Here is a 19,975-nt window from a genome sequence, read left to right on the forward strand (position 1 = left end):
TTAGTTGCCTCCAAAGATACGCTCGAAGAATCCCTTCTTCTTCACATCGAGGAAGCGGTGTTCCACGGTCTTGCCCAGCAAGCGATCGACGGCATCGCTGTACGCCTGGCCGGCGTCGCTCTGGTCGTCAAGAATCACCGGAACGCCCTGGTTGGAAGCCTTCAGGACTGCCTGGGATTCTGGAATCACACCCAGCAGGGTCACTGCGAGGATGTCTTTCACGTCTTCAACACCGAGCATTTCGCCGTTGCTGACGCGCTCAGGGTTGTAACGGGTGAGCAGCAAGTGCTCCTTGATCGGGTCTTCGCCTTTTTCGGCGCGCTGGGACTTGCTGGCCAGCAGGCCGAGCATGCGGTCCGAGTCACGTACCGAGGAGACTTCCGGGTTGGTCACCACGATGGCCTCATCCGCGAAGTACATCGCCAGGTGAGCACCGGTTTCGATACCGGCCGGTGAGTCGCAGACCACGTATTCGAAGGTTTCCTTCAGCTCGGCCAGGACTTTGCCTACGCCTTCTTTGGTCAGCGCGTCTTTGTCGCGGGTTTGGCTGGCGGCCAGTACGTACAGGTTCTCAAGGCGCTTGTCCTTGATCAGGGCCTGTTGCAGGTTGGCTTCGCCGTTGACCACGTTGACGAAGTCGTACACCACGCGGCGCTCGCAGCCCATGATCAGGTCGAGGTTACGCAAACCGACGTCGAAGTCGACGATAACTGTCTTGTGGCCGCGCAAAGCGAGGCCGGTACCGATAGCGGCGCTGGTGGTGGTCTTACCCACACCACCCTTGCCGGATGTAACCACGAGAATCTTGGCCAAGGTGTTTCACCCCTAAGGAAAAAGGACTTTTCGGTCCCTGAAAAACATCTCTTGGAACTCGCCGCAGGCGGACAGCCTTTGTAGGAAAAAGATGTGGTTTCCGCTGGGAAACGCCAACTTCCAATTATTCCTACGCAAGTATTGCCGGTTTCGCTGTGCTATCAGAGTCTAGAGATGCTTGGAAAATGCGGCAGTATCCGTTAAAGACGGATGATGTTCAACACATCGCCCGACAGGTTGATCTGCACCGAAGCCCCCCACAGCGGATCACGGCGCAAATCTTCTGAAACCTTGTACTGGCCTGCGATGGACACTAGCTCAGCGGTCAACTGCTGGCAAAAAATACGCGCCTTGGCATCGCCCTTGATGCCGGCGAGGGCACGTCCGCGCATCGGGCCGTATACATGGATGTTGCCATCGGCAAGAAGTTCCGCCCCCGGGCTGACCGAGGCGATCACGACAAGGTCTCCCCCCTGGGCGTAAATCTGCTGCCCGCCGCGTACGGGCGAGGTGATGATCTTTGTCGGCTTGATCGTCGGCTCCGGTGGTTTTTCCGGTTTTTTCTTCTCTTCACCGACCAATGGTTCAAGCGGTCGCTCGCGCGCGCCGGACGGTGGCAGTACTGGCAGTTCAATGGCGATGGCCGCAGCAATGTCTTCAATGCGGCTGGCGCGAATCGCCAACGTGCGCAGGCCATGGGAGCGACAGACGCGCATCAGGCCAGGCAGATCGATACTGCCCTGGCCGGCGGGCAGTTTGTCCAGCGCCAGCACCAGCGGGGCGTTGTTGAAAAAATTCGGCGCCAGGGCGACCTTGGCGGCGAGCTGGCGGTCCAGGGCCTCGAGGTCGTTACGGGCGAGTTCCAGCACGGTGATGGCGAGCATGCTGCCTTTCAGCTGGAACACGGGATCTTGGTCTAGCGGTTCGGTTTGGCTCATGGTCGGCAAAGCGGCTTGTCACGAAAAGTGTCGAGACTTATAACGAGAACACTCACCCGCCGCAAGCCGAGTCGAACCGTTGTAGAATGCGCGGCCCTTGTCTTTACCGGAATCTGTAATGGATCGCCCGCGTTTTCGAGCTGTTTTTTTTCACCCGCGCTTTTGGCTGTTATGGCTGGGGCTCGGCCTGCTGTGGCTGATTACCCAACTGCCATACCGCGCGCTGCTGACCATTGGTCGCCTGCTGGGTGCTGGCATGTACCGCGTGGCGGGCGAACGTCGCCGTATTGCCGCGCGAAACCTGGAACTGTGCTTCCCGGAAAAATCCGCTAAAGAGCGTAAACAATTGCTCAAGGAAAACTTTGCCTCCACCGGCATCGCCTTCTTTGAGATGGCCATGAGTTGGTGGTGGTCGCGCCAGCGCCTGGCGCGCCTGGCCCATGTCGAAGGCCTGGAACACCTCAAGCAGGCCCAACTGGATGGCAAGGGCGTGATCCTCATGGCCCTGCATTTCACCACCCTGGAAATCGGTGCGGCACTGCTTGGCCAGAAGCACACCATTGACGGCATGTACCGCGAGCACGGCAACCTGCTGTTCGACTACATCCAGCGCCGTGGTCGCGAGCGTCACAACCTCGATTCCCTGGCCGTGGAGCGCGAAGACGTGCGCGGCATGCTTAAGCTGCTGCGCGCTGGCCGCGCCATCTGGTACGCACCGGACCAAGACTACGGCGCCAAGCAAAGCATCTTTGTGCCGCTGTTCGGCATCCAGGCGGCCACCGTGCCCGCCACCAGTAAGTTCGCCAAGCTGGGCAAGGCGCTGGTCGTGCCGTTCACTCAACAGCGCCTCGCCGATGGCAGCGGTTACCGCCTGGTGATCCACCCGCCGCTGACTGACTTCCCTGGCGAAAGCGATGAAGTCGATTGCCTGCGCATCAATCAGTGGGTCGAAGCCTCGGTGCGTGAATGCCCTGAGCAATACCTGTGGACTCACCGCCGCTTCAAGAGCCGGCCACCGGGTGAACCCAAGCTGTACGAAAAACGCCGCTGATAAGACCGATTTTTTCCCACATGGAGTGAAGCAATGCGCCCAGCTGAACCGGTTACAGGCTTGATTCTTTCCGGCGGCGGGGCGCGAGCGGCTTATCAGGTGGGGGTGCTGGCGGCCATTGCAGAGTTGTTGCCGCCGGGAGCACCGAATCCTTTTCCGGTGATCGTCGGCACCTCCGCCGGCGCGATCAATGCGGTGAGCCTGGCCAGCGGCGCCATGGACTTCAGGGCCGCGATCCAACGTCTTACCGCCTTCTGGCAGGGCTTTCGTAGCCACCAGGTGTTGCGCAGCGACTGGCCGGGGGTGATTCGCCAAGCGAGCCGCTTCTTTATCCACAGCCTGCTGGGCCTGGGCGCCCGTGTGCCGGTGGCCTTGCTCAACAGCTCACCGTTACGCGACCTGTTGCAAGAGCGCTTGAACCTGGACGGCATCGACGAGGCCATCCGGCATAAACATCTGCACGCGGTAGCAGTGACGGCCTTTGGTTATGAGTCCGGGCAAGCGGTGACCTTTTATCAAGGCGGCGGCACCATCGACGCCTGGTTGCGCCATCGCCGTATCGGCATGCCCACTCAGTTGACCGTTGAACACCTGCTGGCCAGTTCGGCGATCCCTTTGCTGTTTGCGCCGGTCAAACTCGACCAGGAGTTCTTTGGCGACGGCGCCGTGCGGCAATCGGCGCCCATCAGCCCGGCCCTGCATTTGGGCGCCAATCGCGTGCTGGTGGTGGGGGTCAGCGGCAACCCGCGTGGCAATGAACCGGCCGTGCAACGCACCTACACCGGCCAGGAACCGACCCTGGCGCAGATCGGCGGGCACATGCTCAACAGCACGTTCATTGACAGCCTGGAAAGCGATATCGAATTGCTGGAGCGCTTGAACCAGTTCAGCCATTTCCAGCCGGGCGACAGCGCGGCTCAGGGCCTGGCGCCGGTTGAAGTACTGGTGATTGCGCCGAGCCAGCCCATTGATGAGATCGCCGCGCGGCATCGCCAGGAATTGCCGGCGGCGTTGCGCTTGTTTTTACGCGGGCCGGGGGCGACCAAGACCAGCGGGGCAGGGGTGTTGAGTTACTTGCTGTTCGAGGCGGGGTATTGCAGCGAGTTGATTGAATTGGGGCGGCGGGATGCGTTGGCCAAGCGTGAGGAAATCACTCGGTTTTTGAGGTTGCCCCCAAACTAAATGTGGGAGCGAGCAAGCCCGCTCCCACATTTTGTATTGCGGTGTGAGTTAGAAGTGGTACTTGACCAAGAAGCTCGCCGTATCCTGCGTCGTCTTGAACGCACCCGAATCTTCAATCCCGTACTTGTTCTTCCAGTAGTCGTATTCAAAACCGACATACAACTGCTTGTCGCCCCAGTGCAATGCCTTGCCCAAGTCATATTTGACCTGTGGGTTGAAGTGCAGGTTGGCGTGGTAAGTGCCACGGGCATTCTTGTCGTTGTCCACGACCCAGTCCATGAAGCCGTCGATCAACACGTCGGAGTTGCCCACCGGAATCGTGTACGACCAGACCGGCGTGATCTGCCAAACGCCATCACCCGGGCGATTGCCTTCGGTCTGGCGCTGGTAGAAGTTCAGCTGGAAGTAGTCGAAACCCGGAATGTTCAAATCGAAGCCAGGACCGACCAGGTACGATTCGTTATCGCCTTCACCAAACTCGTAAGTCATCGCCAGCAATACATCCTTGATCGGACCAAAGGACAGGTCCTTGTCGAGAATCTTGCCAAACGACAAACGCGGGCTGAACTCGCCGTAATAAGTATTCGGGCCGACGTTGCCATCTTCTTTGCCGTTATAAAAGATGCGGTCGAGGAAGAAGAAGTTGTCGCCGTACTTCCAGGCATCGGCATGTTCGAACGTGACGGTTTGTTGGATCTGCGGGTTGACGGTGAAGCTCTTGCCCCACAAGTAAGTCAGGCTGTTGTTCTGCCACTGCAACAGGTCACCGGCCACGGCTTGACCACCTGCCAGCAGGGATCCCGCCAGCATCAGGCCTTTGAACATAGGTTTCATTCGGTTGCTCCCGAGTTAAAATTTTATGGTTTTTCTTCTACGCAGGCGCTCTGGTGTGGCGCCTTTTGGTCAGCTGCAAAAATCGTCTGTTCGGTCAGCTTTAGTGCATTTAGCAAGAGCTGCGCCAAGGTGTTTAAAAAGCCAAAAAATCCCCGTCGGCTGCATGGGATGCAGTCGAATTCAGGGGACTTTTGCGCACATTGGCCGCAGACATAAGGCCGGGATAAGTTGGCCTTGCAGTCAGCTTTTACATTCGCTGTTTTTTTTTGAGTCGATTCGAGCGGGCGCGGAGAATACTGGCTCTTATGCCTGGGCTCAAGTGCGCTGTAACAGAGCGCGTGGGGCGAGAATGGGGCACGGCTTGTGGCCGGCCCCGGGTGAATGGCGTGCATGTCGTGGTTCCCAGTATCGTTATTGTTTTTGTAAGAACGAAGGAATCAATGCGTAGGCGCGACGGCAGGTCGTTCTGACCCGCCGAGGATGTTGAACAGGATATTCAGCGACAACGCGCTGAGGGTGGCCATGGCGATGCCACTGTGGGTGATCGGGCTCATCCACAGCGGCAGCTGCGCGAAGAACTCCGGGCGCACCACCGGGATCAGGCCCATGCCGATACTCACCGCCACCAGCAGTTGGTTGCGACGGTCGGCGATATCGGCTTCCTGCAGGATCTTGATCCCGGTGGCCGCCACCATGCCGAACATGGCAATCGCCGCACCGCCCAGCACCGCCGGTGGAATCGACGCCACCAGGTATGCCGCTTTGGGCAGCAGGCTCAGCACAATCAGAAAGGCCCCCGCCATGATCGTCACCGAGCGGCAACGCACGCCGGTCATCTGCACCAGGCCGATGTTTTGTGCGAACGAAGAGTGGGTAAATGTGTTGAAGAACCCGGCAAAGAACGACGCGCCGGCATCACACAACAAACCACGGCGCAGCATCTTTGGCGTGACGTCCTGGCCGGTGATCTTGCCCAGCGCGAGGAACATCCCGGTGGACTCGACAAAGATGATCACCACCACCAGGCACATCGAGAGGATTGGCGCCAACTCGAACTTAGGCATGCCAAAGTGCAGCGGTGTCACCACCTGCACCCACGGTGCCTGGGCCAGGCCGCTGAGGTCGACCATGCCAAGCAGGCCGCACAAGGCGTAACCCAGGCCCATGCCGACCAGTACCGAAATGTTCACCCAGAAACCGCGCATGAAGCGGTTGATCAGCAAGATGGTGGCGAGTACCAGCGCGGCAATCGCCAGGTAGATCGGCGAACCAAACGTCGCAGCGGCACTGCCGCCACCGGCCCAGTTCACGGCGACCGGAAACAGCGAGAGGCCAATCGCGGTGATCACGGTGCCGGTCACCAAGGGCGGGAAAAAGCGCACGATCTTGGACATGAACGGCGCGATCAACATACCGAAGAACCCGGCGGCGATGGTCGCGCCGAAGATACCCTGCAAGCCGATACCGGGCATGCCGGCCATGGCGACCATGCTGCCGACGGCGGCGAAACTGGCGCCCATCATCACCGGCATGCGGATGCCCACTGGGCCGATGCCGAACGACTGCACGAGGGTGGCTATGCCGGCTACCAGCAGGTCGGCGTTGATCAGGAAGGCGATTTCTTCACGGCTCAAGCCGGCGGCCTGGCCAATGATCAGGGGCACGGCGACGGCGCCGCCGTACATCAGCAAAACGTGTTGCAGGCCTACCAGAATCAGTTGCAAGAGGGGCAGCCGCACCATCGCGGGCACGGCAGGAATCTGCGGTTCGACTAACTCGGTCATGCAACACCTCGGATCTTTTTTATTTTTGTGTTGTGTGGAACGCAATCTCTACATCACCACAAATCCCCTGTGGGAGCGGGCTTGCTCGCGAATACGGTGTGTCAGTCACTGAATGTGCTGACTGATCCAGCGCCTTCGCGAACAAGCTCGCTCCCACATTTGGATCTGTGTGAATCAGTTAATTAATTGGTGCGGGCCCCCTGGTTGATCCAGGTACCAATCAAATCCCGCTCCTGCTGGGTCATCTGGGTGATGTTGCCCAACGGCATGATCTGGCTCGCCACGGCTTGCGCTTGAATACGCGCGGCCTGCTGCTGGATCTGCGCCGGTGTGTCAAACATCACCCCGGCCGGAGCGGTGCTGAACAGCGGGCTGGTGGGCTTGGCCGAATGGCACACGGTGCAGCGTTGTTCGATCACGCTGTGCACTTGGCCAAAATCCGTCGTGGCCTGAGCCGGTGCCGGTTCAGCTGCGGGCGCTGGCGGCGCGGCGGGCTTCAAACCACCCCCCAATGCCGTTTCCGGCAGCGGCTGGTACTCAATGGCAGCCGGTGCCTTGGCCACTTCGGCGACGGGCTTGGGACCGGTCACATAGGCCAGGCAAATCATCGCCAGCGCGCCCACCGGCAAGGTCCACGCATACTTCTGGCTGTTATGCCGGGTGTTGAAGTAATGGCGCACCAACACCGCCGCCACCGCGATACCCGCCAGGATCAGCCAGTTGTATTGGCTGCCGTAGGTGCTCGGGAAATGGTTGCTGATCATGATGAACAGCACCGGCAAGGTGAAGTAGTTGTTGTGACGAGAACGCAGCAAGCCTTTGGCGGGCAGCGCCGGATCCGGCGTGCGGTTTTCCGCGATAGCCGCCACGAGCGCGCGTTGCGCCGGCATGATGATGCGGAACACGTTACCGACCATGATCGTGCCGATCACGGCACCCACGTGCAGGTACGCACCACGCCCGCTGAACACCTTGCTGAAGCCATAGGCCGCCGCAATCAACAGCACAAACAGGATGAAACCGAGCAGGGCAGGGCGTTTGCCCAGGGCCGAGTCGCAGAGGAAGGAGTAGATGAACCAGCCGGCGAACAGTGAGCCAATGCCCAGCAATACGCCTTCGGTGCCGCTGAGCGTGCTGCCGGGGGCGAGCAGGTACAGCGTCGGGTTGAGGTAGAACACCACGCACAGCAGCGCGACGCCCGACATCCAGGTGAAATAGGCCTCCCATTTGAACCAATGCAGGTTGTCCGGCATGGTCGGTGGGGCCAGTTTGTATTTTTCCAGGTGGTAGATACCGCCACCGTGGATCGCCCACAAGTCACCGGCCAGGCCGCTCTTGGGGTTGACGCGGTTGAGGTTGTTTTCCAGCCAGACGAAGTAGAAAGAAGCGCCGATCCACGCGACGCCCGTGATCATATGAACCCAGCGCACGCTCAGGTTCAGCCATTCCAACAGATGTGCTTCCACAGTCTTTACCTCTCGCCTGTCACCCTTGTTGTCGGGTGATCCGGCCTTCTCTTATTGGTGGGGGGCGAGGATCAACCGCTCATCCTCTTCAAAAAAATGCTCATCGCAGTTATTGCCTGTGCCACTGCGATCAACCACCAGGAAGTCATCCCGCTTTTCGATCGTCAGCACCGGGTGGTGCCAGACGCCGCGATGGTAATTAATGCCCTGCCTGCCGTTGGTGACGAAGGCGCGGACCAAACCTGATACAGGTGCATCGCCAAGTGGCGCGACCACGATCAGAAAGGGGTTGCCGAGCAGCGGTATGAACGCTTGGCTGCCCAGCGGGTGTCGTTCCAGCATGCACACGGTCAGCGGCATGTCCTGCGCGTCGGCGCGGAAGATGCTGATGATCGCGTTGTCCTCAGGCTGTGCGGTTTCGACCGTCGCCAGCTTATGAAAGCGCATGGTCGACCCGTTGTTGATCATGAAGTGATCGCTGCCATCGGTTTCGATAACGTCTCCGAAAGGGGCGAAGGCTTCTTTGGTCAGGGGTTCGATCATCAGTGTGCGCATGGCTGTCTTCTTATCCAGATTCTATGTGTTTGTTTTGCTTCTGTAGTGAGCGGGACAAGCCCGCTCACTACAGGCAGTGTCTATTTCGCGACCTTGCCGAGGACGCGCAGGCGACTTACACCCCCATCCGGGAACACATTCAGGCGGATGTGGGTAATCGGCCCCAGTGCCTTGATCTGCTCGGCAAAGGTGTGTTCGGCGTGCATTTCCAGCTTTTGCGCCGGCAGCAGTTCGCGCCAGAACAACGATTGAGTTTCGATCTGGCTGTCGGTGCCGCCCTTGACGAACGCGCCCTGGATCGAGCAGGTGTCCGGGTAGTTGCCCTTGAAGTGCAGGGTGTCGACGATGATCTTCTCGATCTCGCCCGGGTGGCCCAGGGCGACGATCACCCAGTCATTGCCCGGTGTACGACGACGTGCGGTTTCCCAGCCGTCGCCCATGTTGATGCCACGGCCTGGGTTGAGAATGTTGCTCATGCGGCCGAAGTGTTCATCGGAGCAGGCCAGCGCGCGGCCACCGTTGAGGGCTGAGGCCAGGTCGACTTGTTCGTTGTCGCCGACCGACGACCAGTCGCGGAATGGAATGCCGTACACACGCAGACGCGCCACGCCGCCATCCGGATAGATGTTGAAGCGCAGGTGGCTGTAGGCCTGGTCGTTGTTGATCTCGTGGTAGTGGTGGCTGTTGCCTTGCAGCTCGACGGCCGACAGCACTTCCACCCACTGGGTGTTCTCATCCGGGTCGCCCGAGGCCAGGAAGCAGGCTTCCAGCGACGCCGACGGCGGGTAGTTGCCGGTGAAGAATGAAGTGTCGATGTCCACGCCTTTGATCGAGCCGGGTACGCCCAGGCGGATGACCGCGCTGTCGTAGCCTTCGAAGCGCTTGCGGCGCGACTCCCAGCCGTCCATCCACTTGCCGTTGTCATCGAAAACGCCCTCCTTCCACACGGCCGGGGTCGGCTGGAACAGGCGGTTGGCGTCAGCGAACCAGTCATCGGTCACCGAAAGGATCTTGGTGCCCAGACGGGCGTCGGCCAGGTTGACGAACTTCTCGAAAGGTACGGCGTAAGCTTTCATTCTTCTTGTCTGCCTTAGATAGAGTGGCTGGGGATGGTCGTTTAGAGGGTCAGTAATCGGAACAATGCGATCTTGTTGATCTCGGCCAGTGCGCACTTGAACTCGGCGTCTGCCGAGTGGTGGATGCGCGTTTCGAACGCGGCCAGGATCTGATGCCGGTTGCTGCCTTTTACCGCCATGATGAAGGGAAACTTGAACGTGGCCTTGTAGGCGTCGTTCAGCTCGGTGAAGCGTGAGAACTCTTCGGCCGTGCATTGGTGAATACCCGCGCCGGCTTGTTCATCGGTGCTGGCTTGGGTCAGTTGGCCCTGGACGGCGGCTTTGCCGGCCAGGTCCGGGTGAGCGTTGATCAGGGCCAGTTGACTGGCATGATCGGCGCTCAACAGGATGTCGCTCATGCGCTGGTGCAGGGTTTCGATCTCGTCGATCGAGGCGTCCTGGCCCAGGTCGAAGGCCTTCTCGGCCACCCATGGCGAATGTTCGTAGATGTCGGCGAAGGCGGCGACGAATTCATCGCGGCTCAGGGTCGATGGTTTAAGGGTTTGGAACGCAGTCATTTCGCTGCTCCCGTGTACGGGTGGGTTTCGTGCCAGTGACGGGCAATGTCCATGCGGCGGGTGAACCACACCTGTTCGTGACCTTTGGCGTACTCGATAAACCGCTTCAACGAAGCCAGGCGCGCAGGGCGGCCGATCAGGCGGCAGTGCAGGCCGATGGAAAGCATCTTCGGCGCCTCGGCCCCTTCGGCGTAGAGTACGTCGAAGGCGTCCTTGAGGTATTCGAAAAAGTCATCGCCCTTGTTGAAACCCTGCACCTGGGTAAAGCGCATGTCGTTGGTGTCCAGGGTGTAGGGGATCACCAGGTGCGGCTTGCCGGTAGGGTTGTTAGGCTCCCAGTAGGGCAGGTCGTCGTCGTAGGTGTCGCAGTCATACAGGAAACCGCCTTCCTCCATCACCAGCCGGCGGGTATTCGGGCCGGTGCGCCCGGTGTACCAGCCCAATGGGCGCTCGCCGGTGAGTTCGGTGAGGATGCGGATGGCTTCGAGCATGTGCTCGCGCTCCTGGGCCTCGTCCATGTACTGGTAGTCGATCCAGCGGTAGCCGTGGCTGCAAATTTCGTGACCGGCCTCGACCATCGCGCGGATCACGTCCGGGTGACGCTGGGCGGCCATGGCCACGGCGAAGATGGTCAGTGGAATATCAAATGCTTTAAACAGCTTGAGGATGCGCCACACGCCAGCGCGGCTGCCGTATTCGTACAGCGACTCCATGCTCATGTTGCGCGCGCCTTGCAGCGGCTGCGCCGAAACCATTTCCGACAGGAAGGCTTCAGACTCTTTGTCACCGTGCAAAATATTACGCTCGCCGCCTTCTTCGTAATTGAGTACGAAAGACAACGCGATGCGCGCCTTGCCCGGCCAGTGGGGGTGAGGAGGGTTACTGCCGTAACCGATCAGGTCGCGTGGGTAGTCAGCGCTCACTGCAGTCTTCCTTCTTGTTCGTGATCATTCATGTGGCGGCCGGGCAGTGAAAAGACTGGGTGGCGTCACGGCGATGAGTGATTGTATACAACTTGTCGGCAACTTTGTAAGCCTGCATTTATGCATTTTTTCCGCAGAGCTCTGTGTAAAGGGTGTAGCAAGAAACTTGCCTGACTGGTCAGCTAATGGACAAAAGGTCGTTTAAAAGCAAGGATTACCCATCGATCAGTCTGTCGAGCATCAGCGGCGTGCTGATCCGAGGCTTTGTGATTTTTATTGTGTACAATTTTTTTTAAAAGTGTCTTAATCAGTCATCGCCGGCTTTTTCGATGCCCTGAAAAAGTGCGGATCACTCTTCTACTGACCACGGGAGGCGCGTAGACGCCATGGGACGCTTGACCACACACGTTTTGGACGCCGCACACGGCTGCCCCGGCAGCGCGATCAAGGTTGAACTGTATCGCGTCGACGGCACTCAGCTTGAGCGGGTCGCTACCGCCGTGACCAACAGCGACGGCCGCTGCGACGCGCCATTGCTGCAAGGCGACGATTACCGCAGCGGTGTCTACCAGCTGCAATTCAGCGCCGGTGATTACTACCGCGCCCGTGGCGTGCAATTGCCTGAGCCGGCGTTTCTCGATGTGGTGGTGCTGCGCTTCGGCATCAGCGCCGAACAGGATCATTACCATGTCCCGCTGCTGATTTCGCCTTACAGCTACTCCACCTATCGCGGTAGCTGAGCGTCACCTCGCTTCACACCCCCAAAGCTCTTCGTTGGTTTTTCGCCCGCCCACACTGCGGGCTTTTTTTTGCCTGCAGTGGGCTCAATTATCTAGCGCCTTCTGACCGCCTGCGTTGCTTAGGCTGAGTGTTTTCCTCCACGAGAAAAAACACCATGACCTCGGCCACCGAAAGTCAGTCCGCTCCTCCCGTTTCCAGCCCTGCGTCCGACACCGACGACATTGACGACGCCAGCGATGCTGAAGAGACCGTCGACGCCGAGTTACGGGCCATTCGCAACCAGTTGAAAGTACGGATTCGCACCTCTACCCATCCCAGCCGTCTGATCAATCAGATCTGGCTGGCCGACATGCGCTGCCGCGAGTCGGCGCAGACGCTGACACATCTGCTGGGGCGCTCGCCCAAAATCTTGAAGGTGATTCGCGCCGAGCTGTACAAGGAATTCAAGGAGGAACCGGATGATCTGCTGTTTACCGTGCCTGCGAAGGGCGGTGAGCCCGAGAAAGTCGACAGCCTGACCAGTCGGGCATTGTCGTTGCTTTTTGAGCCCTGGACGGCTGCCAGTGTTTCCCCGTCAACCACCCTGACCATCAAAGGAAAGCCCGGCTCTGGATTGACGTTGACGCCGTTGGAAGCCCTTCAACGAGTGGTCGCGATGCGGCTCTATGAGCGATTAATCCACACGGCCGCTCACTATTGGGACACCTTGGCATACGGTTCCTGGCGGACGCGCCGGGAGCGCTGGGTAGCGTTGCACGAGGAACTCTTCGCCGACCGTGCTTTGATCGCGCGGCAATTGGATGAGCTGTCGAGTACCGGAATGGCCATGGTTCAGGCCGTGATTGATGCCCCGAGCGCGCAGGCGCGTCAGGTCGCGGGGGGGGATTGGGCCGGTGTGCGAGTGGGCCAGTTACTCTGGCCGGGTACACCTGCGATGGTGATTCCAGGTGCCTTGCATATCTATCGCGAGGGTGACCCCAGTGGTGTGCCGCATATCATTTACCTGCCGGGTGTGGCCCGCAATCTCTACGAGTACCCTTCCTTCGTCGCGCTTCAGTGCGGTGTGCTGGAGCTGAGCAAGTCGCGGTTTGACGAGCTCTGGCAATGCTTGCCTTTAAATCGTCGCCCAGTGTTATGCCGTCCTGCGGACTTGTCCCCGGCGTCCAGCGTTGTGCGTGGCTTGGAGATTTTAGAGGATGCGTTGGCGCTGGGCGCGCAGGAGTTGCTGAGGCAGCAATGGAATAACGAGTTGGCCTGTGTTTCGGTGATTTATCACCCGCACGTATTTGCCACAGAGCGGCCGCAGCCACTTGATGCAGGTTCCTTTCTCAAGCACGTGGAGGGCAACAGGAAACAACTGGTCGGGGGGGCTCGGCTCGGCGCGCTGCGTGACGAATTGCTCGATTGGGACCACCAGCGACGAAGCACAGAAATTATCTTTGCCAGTATCGCGCCCGGCTTGGCGCTGCGCACGGCAGAGCAGCAGATCAAGCGTTACGAAAAAGGCCTGGTCGCGCTGCTGGATCCGGATAATCCAAGCGCCGAGACACCGGAATATCAGGAGGTCGTCGCCTGGGTGGACCAACTCAAGGTTCACGCCCAAACCTTGCATGCCTTGTCGCTGGGTGCCGGGCAACGATTGCTTCACGTTGATTTTTGGTCTGAGCGCCCAGGTGGGGAGGGGACGCCCAGGCGGGTTGTGTCGTTTATGCACGCCCAAGCCGAGGCCTTGCGCTGCGAAGTGCAGGTGCAACACAGGCTTAAGTTGCTGAGTGCGGCGCATCGTGACTTGATGATTGAAGTGGTGGAGCAGCCTTTGCCCGCCCGGCGTCCGAACAGTCAAACCCAGGTATTGTCGATCGCCATTGGCAGCGAGCTGGATGCCTTTTATTCGCTCCATAACATCAGGGTGGTGACGACCGCCGCAGCGGTGAGGGTCCCGCTTCGCCAGCTACCCGTGGTGCTGTATGCCTTTGGCGAAGTGGGCGGAGTGATGGCTTTTGCCGGGCTGGACGCCCTCACCCGAAGTGTCAAGGCCAGCCTCGTCAGTCGGGACGATTCCGTGCTGTGGGGCTGTGTCGCGCGCGATAAGCGCAATGACTTACGCACACATGCGGCGCGTAAAACCTTAGAGGTGCGCTACGTGCCTATCCCTGGCAAGCCTGCATTGGCCTCCCTCAAGAAGCTCATTGGGACTTGTTATCGCTTGTACAACAGCGCCGATGACATCACGCGTATTTTCAGTGAGGTAAAGGATGCCGAGTTGAGTCGTGCGCTGTTGCTGACCGAGCTGGAGCAACACCTGCAGGTTCCCGTCAATAGCGCTCTGAGCCGCGCGCAGGCGAATGTCGAGCTGCTGCGCAAGGTAGCGCTCGAAGCGAAAAAAATGCCGGGATGGTTAACGGGGGCAACCCGTGCGCAGCGAAAACACTTCAGACGCTCGCAGAAGCTTTACATGAGCAGCACCTGGGCATTTTTAGCCCGGCTCGAGCAACGTCTGCCGGACTTGAACACCTATGCCCGCCAAAAGTTGACCGCCCGGTTGCGCCACGAGGGGCTCTCCTTGGGGGTAGAGATAGACGAGCCCTTTATGGCGATGTCCGGAGATATCCACGGCACGTATTGTGATCATAAAGACGCTTGCCGCTTGAAAGACCCGCAAAAGCTACTACCCGCGTCTTCTTCGTGCAGGGCCTTCAGTCTGTTGGAGCTGGCGCTGCACAACCTGGATCCGCTGGCACCGTGGACGAACCATAAATTGAACCGTGCTTGCCCTCTGCGACGGACGTGGCCAGACAGTCTTTCTACCGGGCATTTGAGGCAAATCATCTCTTCGCTGGATATCGGCGGCCGGTACGACGCGTTGATCAATAAGGTGTTTTATCCACCTGTTAACCCCAACCGCCCGCTCAGCGAAGGACGTATTCCCGAGTTATTGAATCGCGTGTTGCGAGCGGGTGGTAAGCATCATCTGTTTTCAGCGGTTCAACAGGGGCTGTCGGCGACAGCGCAAAGCGTTTTCAGCACTGCAATGGCCGCACGGATACCGCAGGACCTGATGAAAAACCAGCATGAGTTACAACTGCACGTGGTTCATTTGGTGGGCCATACGATGCAGCATGATCGCTATGTCGCAGGGATAGTGGTCGTGCAAGACAAGCGCTCGGAGCTTTGCGTGGTCTATTGGCCCCAGGCCCCCCTCGCCTTGGTACTCACTGAGTACGGCAACCTTGAAAAGGCCAAGGCTGAATTGAACCGTCTAGGCGCATTGCCCGATAACGTTAAGACGCTGGCACGCCAGGTCGCACCCGGCTGGGCCTTTCAGGCAAAGCATCAGTCCCCGTTCGAACCAAAGGTCTTCAACCTATTTGATGTGCTTCCTGGCAGTTCCCTCGTGAGAGGGATTTGGCGGTTGACCCGCCTGTTCTCCGTCAAGCATCTGGAACCGTCGCTGTTGCTTGATGAGATTGAAGAACAGGTGCTCGAGCAGATTGCCAGTGATCCACGGGATTGGCTGGCGATTGTCGCCACGTCCAACTGCAATGCCCAGGCGTTGCTGTACCACGGCAAAGTGCACGAGTTGCAACGCCAGACACAGGCAGCCAGTTACTCCAATAAAGCGCTGAAGGAATACCGAATCCGCCGCCTTCGCGACGATAGCTTAGCCAAAACACGGATGGTGTTAAGTGCCTTTATTCCAATACTCGGAGTGTTCAGTGACATCTATGAGTTGTACGTTGCAGCGCGGCATTACAAGCGTTATGGCGACACCAGTGATAAGCGCGTGTTGGCCGATACGATTAAATTTTTTATGGTCAACCTGGTAATGACTTTCGTACCCGGCCCCAAGAGGGCGGGCGTTGCGGCAGCTTCCGCGATACGGTCTGCGCTGCCCCCGGCTCTGGGGCGGATACGCCGCTGGCGGGTGGAACCGAGTGGTGTTCCCCGTTCGGCGTCATCCGTGAGGCAACTTCCGGCCCTGGAGCGTTTCAAGACTGCATCGGTGCCGGAGGGGGCCGTGGCGTTGAGGGGGCCGGGTCGGGAAGGTGTCTACGTCAAAAATGGAGAGCTATTTGTGGCGGATGACACACACCATTATCCGGTTTACAAACGGGACAGCGGGCAAGGGTTTCGTCTGAAAAACCAGCAGTCGCCGGGTCAGGACGAACTGATTCTGGATATTCACCAGTCCAGGGAGTGGTTACTCGGCGCGGACGCGCCGCAACCGGTGGCGGGAACGAGTACGAGCCTGCTTAGCCCGTGGACACCCCCGGTACCACCGCCGCCGGATTGGTGGCCACCCGTGGTGCGCAGGGCGACGGAAAGCCAGATACGCCAGTCCTCCTCCACGTCCACCCACTGGTTGGATTGGCGTGTGCAGGTTCTGAACCATCAACAATTGACGTCCCCGGCGCCCGGCGTATTTCACGTCCCGGTAGATAGTCGAGGATTTTCCTACAATGTCCTCCGGCTGGCGCCTCCCTATACGGCCCTGAACGATCCTTTGAGCGGTTATTACCGATTGCTCCCCCAGGGTGGGCAGGCACCCTTGGGTTACATAGTGTTTATCACACAGGATGAACCACTGGTTTCATTGGCTCGCGTTGATATTGAGCGTTGGGCAAGCACATCACGTGCTGAACAGCCCCTTCCTGTATCGCGCACGCCAACGGGCGGGTGGCAGCTCCATGCCCCTCTCTTTGACAGGCCGTTGGCGGAGTACGTCGGCACGGCATTCCCCACCATGACCACCAAAAGCCGAGAATTTACAGTGGCACGAATTATTGAGTTATCAGGCCCGGAACGCCCTGCAACGGCCAGTCATATGCTCAATCTCCGTGCGACGTTGAACGATTGGTTGCCAGCGGCCCCCGCGATACCAGGGCAAACGGATGATGTGTTGAGATTGCTGAGGCCTACTGACAGACAAAGTAAATCGATATTCATAGGGGTAGAAGGCAAAGCGCCAGGCTTTACCCGAGTCGACTTCCGGATATCAGGTTTAGATCTAGATCCTGCGCTTCAATTCCGCCTTCCCAAGCGCCCGGTCCAGCGCGGGGTTGCCATGCGCCAGGCCATTACACACGTGTTGCAGCAGCAAGGCTTTGACGTGCATGAAGTGCTGGTGAAGCATTTCAATAAAACCACCCGTGATTTGATCGTGACCCACCCTCTGTCCAATAAGGTTTACTACGTTTCAATCCATTGGACGTACGGTGGGACGATCGAGTTGGATACGCGACTGACGGCTCAGTGGCTCAATGAAACCATTCGCTTTAATCCGGGTGTGCTGCCACTGGTAGACGTCAGCAGCGCCATGAGCGAAAACCGTCTGGTTCTGATCGTAGCAGGCATCCAGTGGCGCGGTATGAGGGGGAGCCGACCGAGTGTCTATTTCGCCAAAGTCAGCCGGTCCTAGCCTTTATCAATGCCATCACGCCAGCGCCACCGAATAGCCCGGCGCTGATGCGGTTAAACCAACTCTGGCCCTTGCCACTGCGCAGGTAGCGAGCAGCGCCGTGGGCACCCAGGCCGTAGGCCAGCTTGCACATCAGGTCGAGCGCCGTCCAGGTGACGATCATGATCAGCAGTTGCGGCAGAAAAGGCTGTTGGCTGTTGAGGAATTGCGGCAGGAAAGCGGCAAAAAACAGGATGTCCTTGGGGTTGCTCGCGCCCAGTACGAACGCCCGGCCAAATAGCGCACGAAAGCGTGGGACGGGGGCGGCGTACGGCACCTCGGCACGCTGGGCCGGTTGCCGCGATTGCTGCCAGCTCTGCCAGGCGAGATAAAACAGGTACACCGCGCCAACCATCTTCAAGGCGCTGAACAGTTGCTCGGAAGCCAGTAACAACGCACCCAAACCCAGCGCCGAGGCGCTGAGCAGGCAGATCGAGGCAAACACCCCGCCAAGAAACGCTGGATACGAGCGGCGCAGCCCATAGTTGAGGCTGTTGCTGATCATCAGCAGGGACAGTGGCCCCGGTATGAGGATCACCACCAATGCTGCGCCGCTGAACAGTAGCCAGGTTTCCAGGTTCATCCGTTGCTCCTTTATAGAAATATGAATTTGGCGATAAAGATCGCGCACAGCACCCACAGGCTGACAGAAATCTCGCGGTACTTGCCAGTGCCAGCCTTGAGCGCCACATACGTGATAAAGCCCAAGGCGATACCGTCGGCGACCGAGAAGGTCAGCGGCATCATGATTGCGGTGACAATCGCCGGGATGCTGTCAGTGGCTTCATCCCAATTGATATGGGCCATGCTCGCCATCATCAGCATCGCGACATAAATCAGCGCACCCGCCGTGGCGTACGCTGGAATCATCCCGGCCAGCGGTGCAAAAAACATCGCCGCCACAAACAGAATGCCCACGGTCACGGCGGTCAGCCCGGTACGCCCGCCAGCGGCCACGCCGGCAGCACTTTCCACGTAGCTGGTCACCGGTGGTACACCCACCATGGCACCGAATACGCTGGAAGCACTGTCGGCTTTCAACGCACGGGACAGGTTATCGATCTTGCCATCGGCGTTGACGAGGCCGGCCCGCTGGGCGACGCCCATCAGTGTACCGGCAGTGTCGAACATGTGTACAAAAAGAAATGCAAATACCACGCTGATCATGCTGACATTGAATACACCTTTTACGTCCATCGCCATCCAGGTCGGTGCCAGGCTCGGAGGTGTGGCAAGAATGCCGTTGTAGTGCACCAGGCCCAGGCCCCAACCCGCGATGGTCACGGCGATGATGCTGATCAGGATCGCGCCGAACACGCGGTGGTAGCTGAGGATCGCGATCAGCAGGAAGCACACGGCTGCCAGCAATGGCGCGGGCTCATGCAACGAACCGAGTTTGATCAAGGTCGCCGGACTGTCGACGATGATCCCCGCAGTCTTCAGGCCGATCACCCCGAGGAACAGGCCGACACCCGCGCCCATCGCATGGCGCAAGCTGACAGGGATGCTGTTGAGCAGCCATTCGCGCACGCGGGACAGGGTCAGGCCCATGAACAGAACGCCGGAAATAAACACCGCGCCCAGCGCAGTTTCCCAGGTGTAGCCCATGGTGCCGACCACGGTGTAGGTGAAAAACGCGTTCAAGCCCATGCCCGGCGCCAGGCCTACCGGCCAGTTCGCGTAGAGGCCCATCAGCAGGCAGCCCAGCGCGGCGGCGATGCAGGTGGCGACGAATGCCGCGCCGTGATCGATGCCGGCGTCGGCCATGATGTTCGGGTTGACGAAAATGATGTAGGCCATGGTGATAAAGGTGGTGAGGCCGGCGATCAGCTCGGTCTTCACTGTGGTGCCATGCAAGCGCAGCTTAAACAGGCGTTCCAGCCAGCCGGTGCGGGTGGGTTGGAGGTCCAGGGGTGAGGCTTCGGATTTGCGGCTGTCCACAGCGAGTACTCCTCAAGCATTTTATTGTTATGGCCAGCGCTTAGGCGCTGTGAGGTACTGGCGGGTTTGTTGACCAATAGGTCAGGAACTCGCACGAGGCGAATTATGCTTTTGTATACAAATAAAGCAAATAATGTTTTCGATCGACTGCGTAAAAGTGGATGAAAGGCTAGTTCAGGCCACTTAGCGCCTGGTTCACCGCTAGCCATCCGGCCACGGCTTCAGCCCCCGCGTCACTGAAGGCGCGTTGCAACAACTTCACCTGTTCGCGGCGCAGGGATTGCTCAAAACGCAGGCCTTCTTCAGTGAGCGCCAGCAGGCGTTTGCGCTTGTCGGTTTCGGAAGCGACGCTGTCGACCAGATGCATTTCCTGCAATTGGCGCAGGGGCATGTTCAGCGCCTGCTTGCTCACACCGAGCAATTCCAGCAGTTCCTTCACGCTCAAGGCGGGGTAGCGCGCGATAAAAAATACGATGCGCTGGTGCACGCGGCTCAGGCCGCGACGTTCGAGCATTTCGTCGGCTTTGGCGGTGAAGGCCTGGTAGCCGAAAAAGAACGCCTCCATGGCCTCTTGTTGGCGGGTCTGGTTTTTAAGGTCAAGCATATTGACGTATCCACTGAAGTCGTCGTAATTTCGGTCAACCAGTTTGACGTAT

General features: G+C 59.0%; 16 protein-coding genes. 4 read left to right on the forward strand and 12 right to left on the reverse strand.

All coding sequences use genetic code 11. From position 1 onward, the window contains the following. Both minD and minC read right to left on the reverse strand, forming a co-directional pair. On the reverse strand, positions 1 to 813 hold the full coding sequence (minD, locus tag BFP95_RS24550) for a septum site-determining protein MinD (protein ID WP_017737535.1): 813 nt from the start codon (positions 811 to 813) through the stop codon (positions 1 to 3). A gap of 200 nt (positions 814 to 1,013) precedes the next feature. Next, complete coding sequence (minC, locus tag BFP95_RS24555) at positions 1,014 to 1,751, reverse strand: septum site-determining protein MinC (protein WP_065910843.1); 738 nt, start codon at positions 1,749 to 1,751, stop codon at positions 1,014 to 1,016. 118 nt (positions 1,752 to 1,869) lie between these two features. On the opposite strand from minC, the gene BFP95_RS24560 reads away from it, so the two are divergent. Continuing rightward, positions 1,870 to 2,802 (forward strand): lipid A biosynthesis lauroyl acyltransferase, encoded by a 933-nt coding sequence (locus tag BFP95_RS24560; RefSeq protein ID WP_065873382.1) that lies wholly within the window; start codon positions 1,870 to 1,872, stop codon positions 2,800 to 2,802. Between the two features lie 33 nt (positions 2,803 to 2,835). Continuing rightward, on the forward strand, positions 2,836 to 3,984 hold the full coding sequence (locus BFP95_RS24565) for a patatin-like phospholipase family protein (RefSeq protein WP_065873381.1): 1,149 nt from the start codon (positions 2,836 to 2,838) through the stop codon (positions 3,982 to 3,984). Between the two features lie 48 nt (positions 3,985 to 4,032). Here BFP95_RS24565 and BFP95_RS24570 read toward each other — a convergent pair whose 3' ends face one another. The 7 genes from BFP95_RS24570 to puuE form a co-directional block, all read right to left on the reverse strand. Beyond that, a complete protein-coding gene (locus BFP95_RS24570; RefSeq protein WP_049712208.1) occupies positions 4,033 to 4,818 on the reverse strand; it encodes an outer membrane protein OmpK in 786 nt (261 codons plus the stop codon). Between the two features lie 437 nt (positions 4,819 to 5,255). Then, positions 5,256 to 6,602, reverse strand: a complete 1,347-nt coding sequence (locus tag BFP95_RS24575; protein WP_065873380.1) for a nucleobase:cation symporter-2 family protein — start codon at positions 6,600 to 6,602, stop codon at positions 5,256 to 5,258. Between the two features lie 182 nt (positions 6,603 to 6,784). Further along, positions 6,785 to 8,068 (reverse strand): urate hydroxylase PuuD, encoded by a 1,284-nt coding sequence (locus BFP95_RS24580; RefSeq protein WP_065880802.1) that lies wholly within the window; start codon positions 8,066 to 8,068, stop codon positions 6,785 to 6,787. Positions 8,069 to 8,119: 51 nt separating this feature from the next. Further along, positions 8,120 to 8,623, reverse strand: coding sequence for an ureidoglycolate lyase (locus BFP95_RS24585; RefSeq protein ID WP_065873378.1), 504 nt, complete (start codon positions 8,621 to 8,623; stop codon positions 8,120 to 8,122). Between the two features lie 80 nt (positions 8,624 to 8,703). Beyond that, positions 8,704 to 9,699, reverse strand: coding sequence for an allantoicase (gene alc, locus BFP95_RS24590; RefSeq protein WP_065873377.1), 996 nt, complete (start codon positions 9,697 to 9,699; stop codon positions 8,704 to 8,706). A 41-nt stretch (positions 9,700 to 9,740) separates the two neighbouring features. Further along, positions 9,741 to 10,256 (reverse strand): 2-oxo-4-hydroxy-4-carboxy-5-ureidoimidazoline decarboxylase, encoded by a 516-nt coding sequence (uraD, locus tag BFP95_RS24595; protein WP_065873376.1) that lies wholly within the window; start codon positions 10,254 to 10,256, stop codon positions 9,741 to 9,743. Continuing rightward, positions 10,253 to 11,179 carry an allantoinase PuuE gene (gene puuE / locus BFP95_RS24600; RefSeq protein ID WP_065910844.1) on the reverse strand — a complete coding sequence of 309 codons (927 nt, stop codon included), beginning with the start codon at positions 11,177 to 11,179 and terminating at the stop codon, positions 10,253 to 10,255. Before puuE ends, uraD begins: the two co-directional genes overlap by 4 nt. A gap of 386 nt (positions 11,180 to 11,565) precedes the next feature. Between puuE and uraH the strand changes: the two genes are divergently transcribed. Both uraH and BFP95_RS24610 read left to right on the forward strand, forming a co-directional pair. Beyond that, on the forward strand, positions 11,566 to 11,919 hold the full coding sequence (gene uraH / locus BFP95_RS24605; RefSeq protein ID WP_065873374.1) for a hydroxyisourate hydrolase: 354 nt from the start codon (positions 11,566 to 11,568) through the stop codon (positions 11,917 to 11,919). A 155-nt stretch (positions 11,920 to 12,074) separates the two neighbouring features. Next, the gene (locus tag BFP95_RS24610; RefSeq protein WP_065910845.1) at positions 12,075 to 17,339 is read left to right on the forward strand and encodes a dermonecrotic toxin domain-containing protein; all 5,265 of its coding nucleotides are present in this window, start codon (positions 12,075 to 12,077) and stop codon (positions 17,337 to 17,339) included. Here BFP95_RS24610 and BFP95_RS24615 read toward each other — a convergent pair. The 3 genes from BFP95_RS24615 to BFP95_RS24625 form a co-directional block, all read right to left on the reverse strand. Continuing rightward, positions 17,326 to 17,961: a LysE family translocator gene (locus BFP95_RS24615; RefSeq protein WP_065891070.1), complete on the reverse strand. Its 636-nt coding sequence runs from the start codon at positions 17,959 to 17,961 to the stop codon at positions 17,326 to 17,328. The two genes, BFP95_RS24610 and BFP95_RS24615, sit on opposite strands and share 14 nt — an antisense overlap. Positions 17,962 to 17,972: 11 nt before the next feature. Beyond that, positions 17,973 to 19,319, reverse strand: a complete 1,347-nt coding sequence (locus tag BFP95_RS24620; protein ID WP_065873371.1) for an NCS2 family permease — start codon at positions 19,317 to 19,319, stop codon at positions 17,973 to 17,975. A gap of 169 nt (positions 19,320 to 19,488) precedes the next feature. Then, a complete protein-coding gene (locus BFP95_RS24625; protein WP_065873370.1) occupies positions 19,489 to 19,923 on the reverse strand; it encodes a MarR family winged helix-turn-helix transcriptional regulator in 435 nt (144 codons plus the stop codon). Positions 19,924 to 19,975 lie beyond the last annotated feature (52 nt).

The sequence above is a fragment of the Pseudomonas sp. 58 R 12 genome (assembly GCF_900005865.1).
Lineage (GTDB): Bacteria > Pseudomonadota > Gammaproteobacteria > Pseudomonadales > Pseudomonadaceae > Aquipseudomonas > Aquipseudomonas tritici.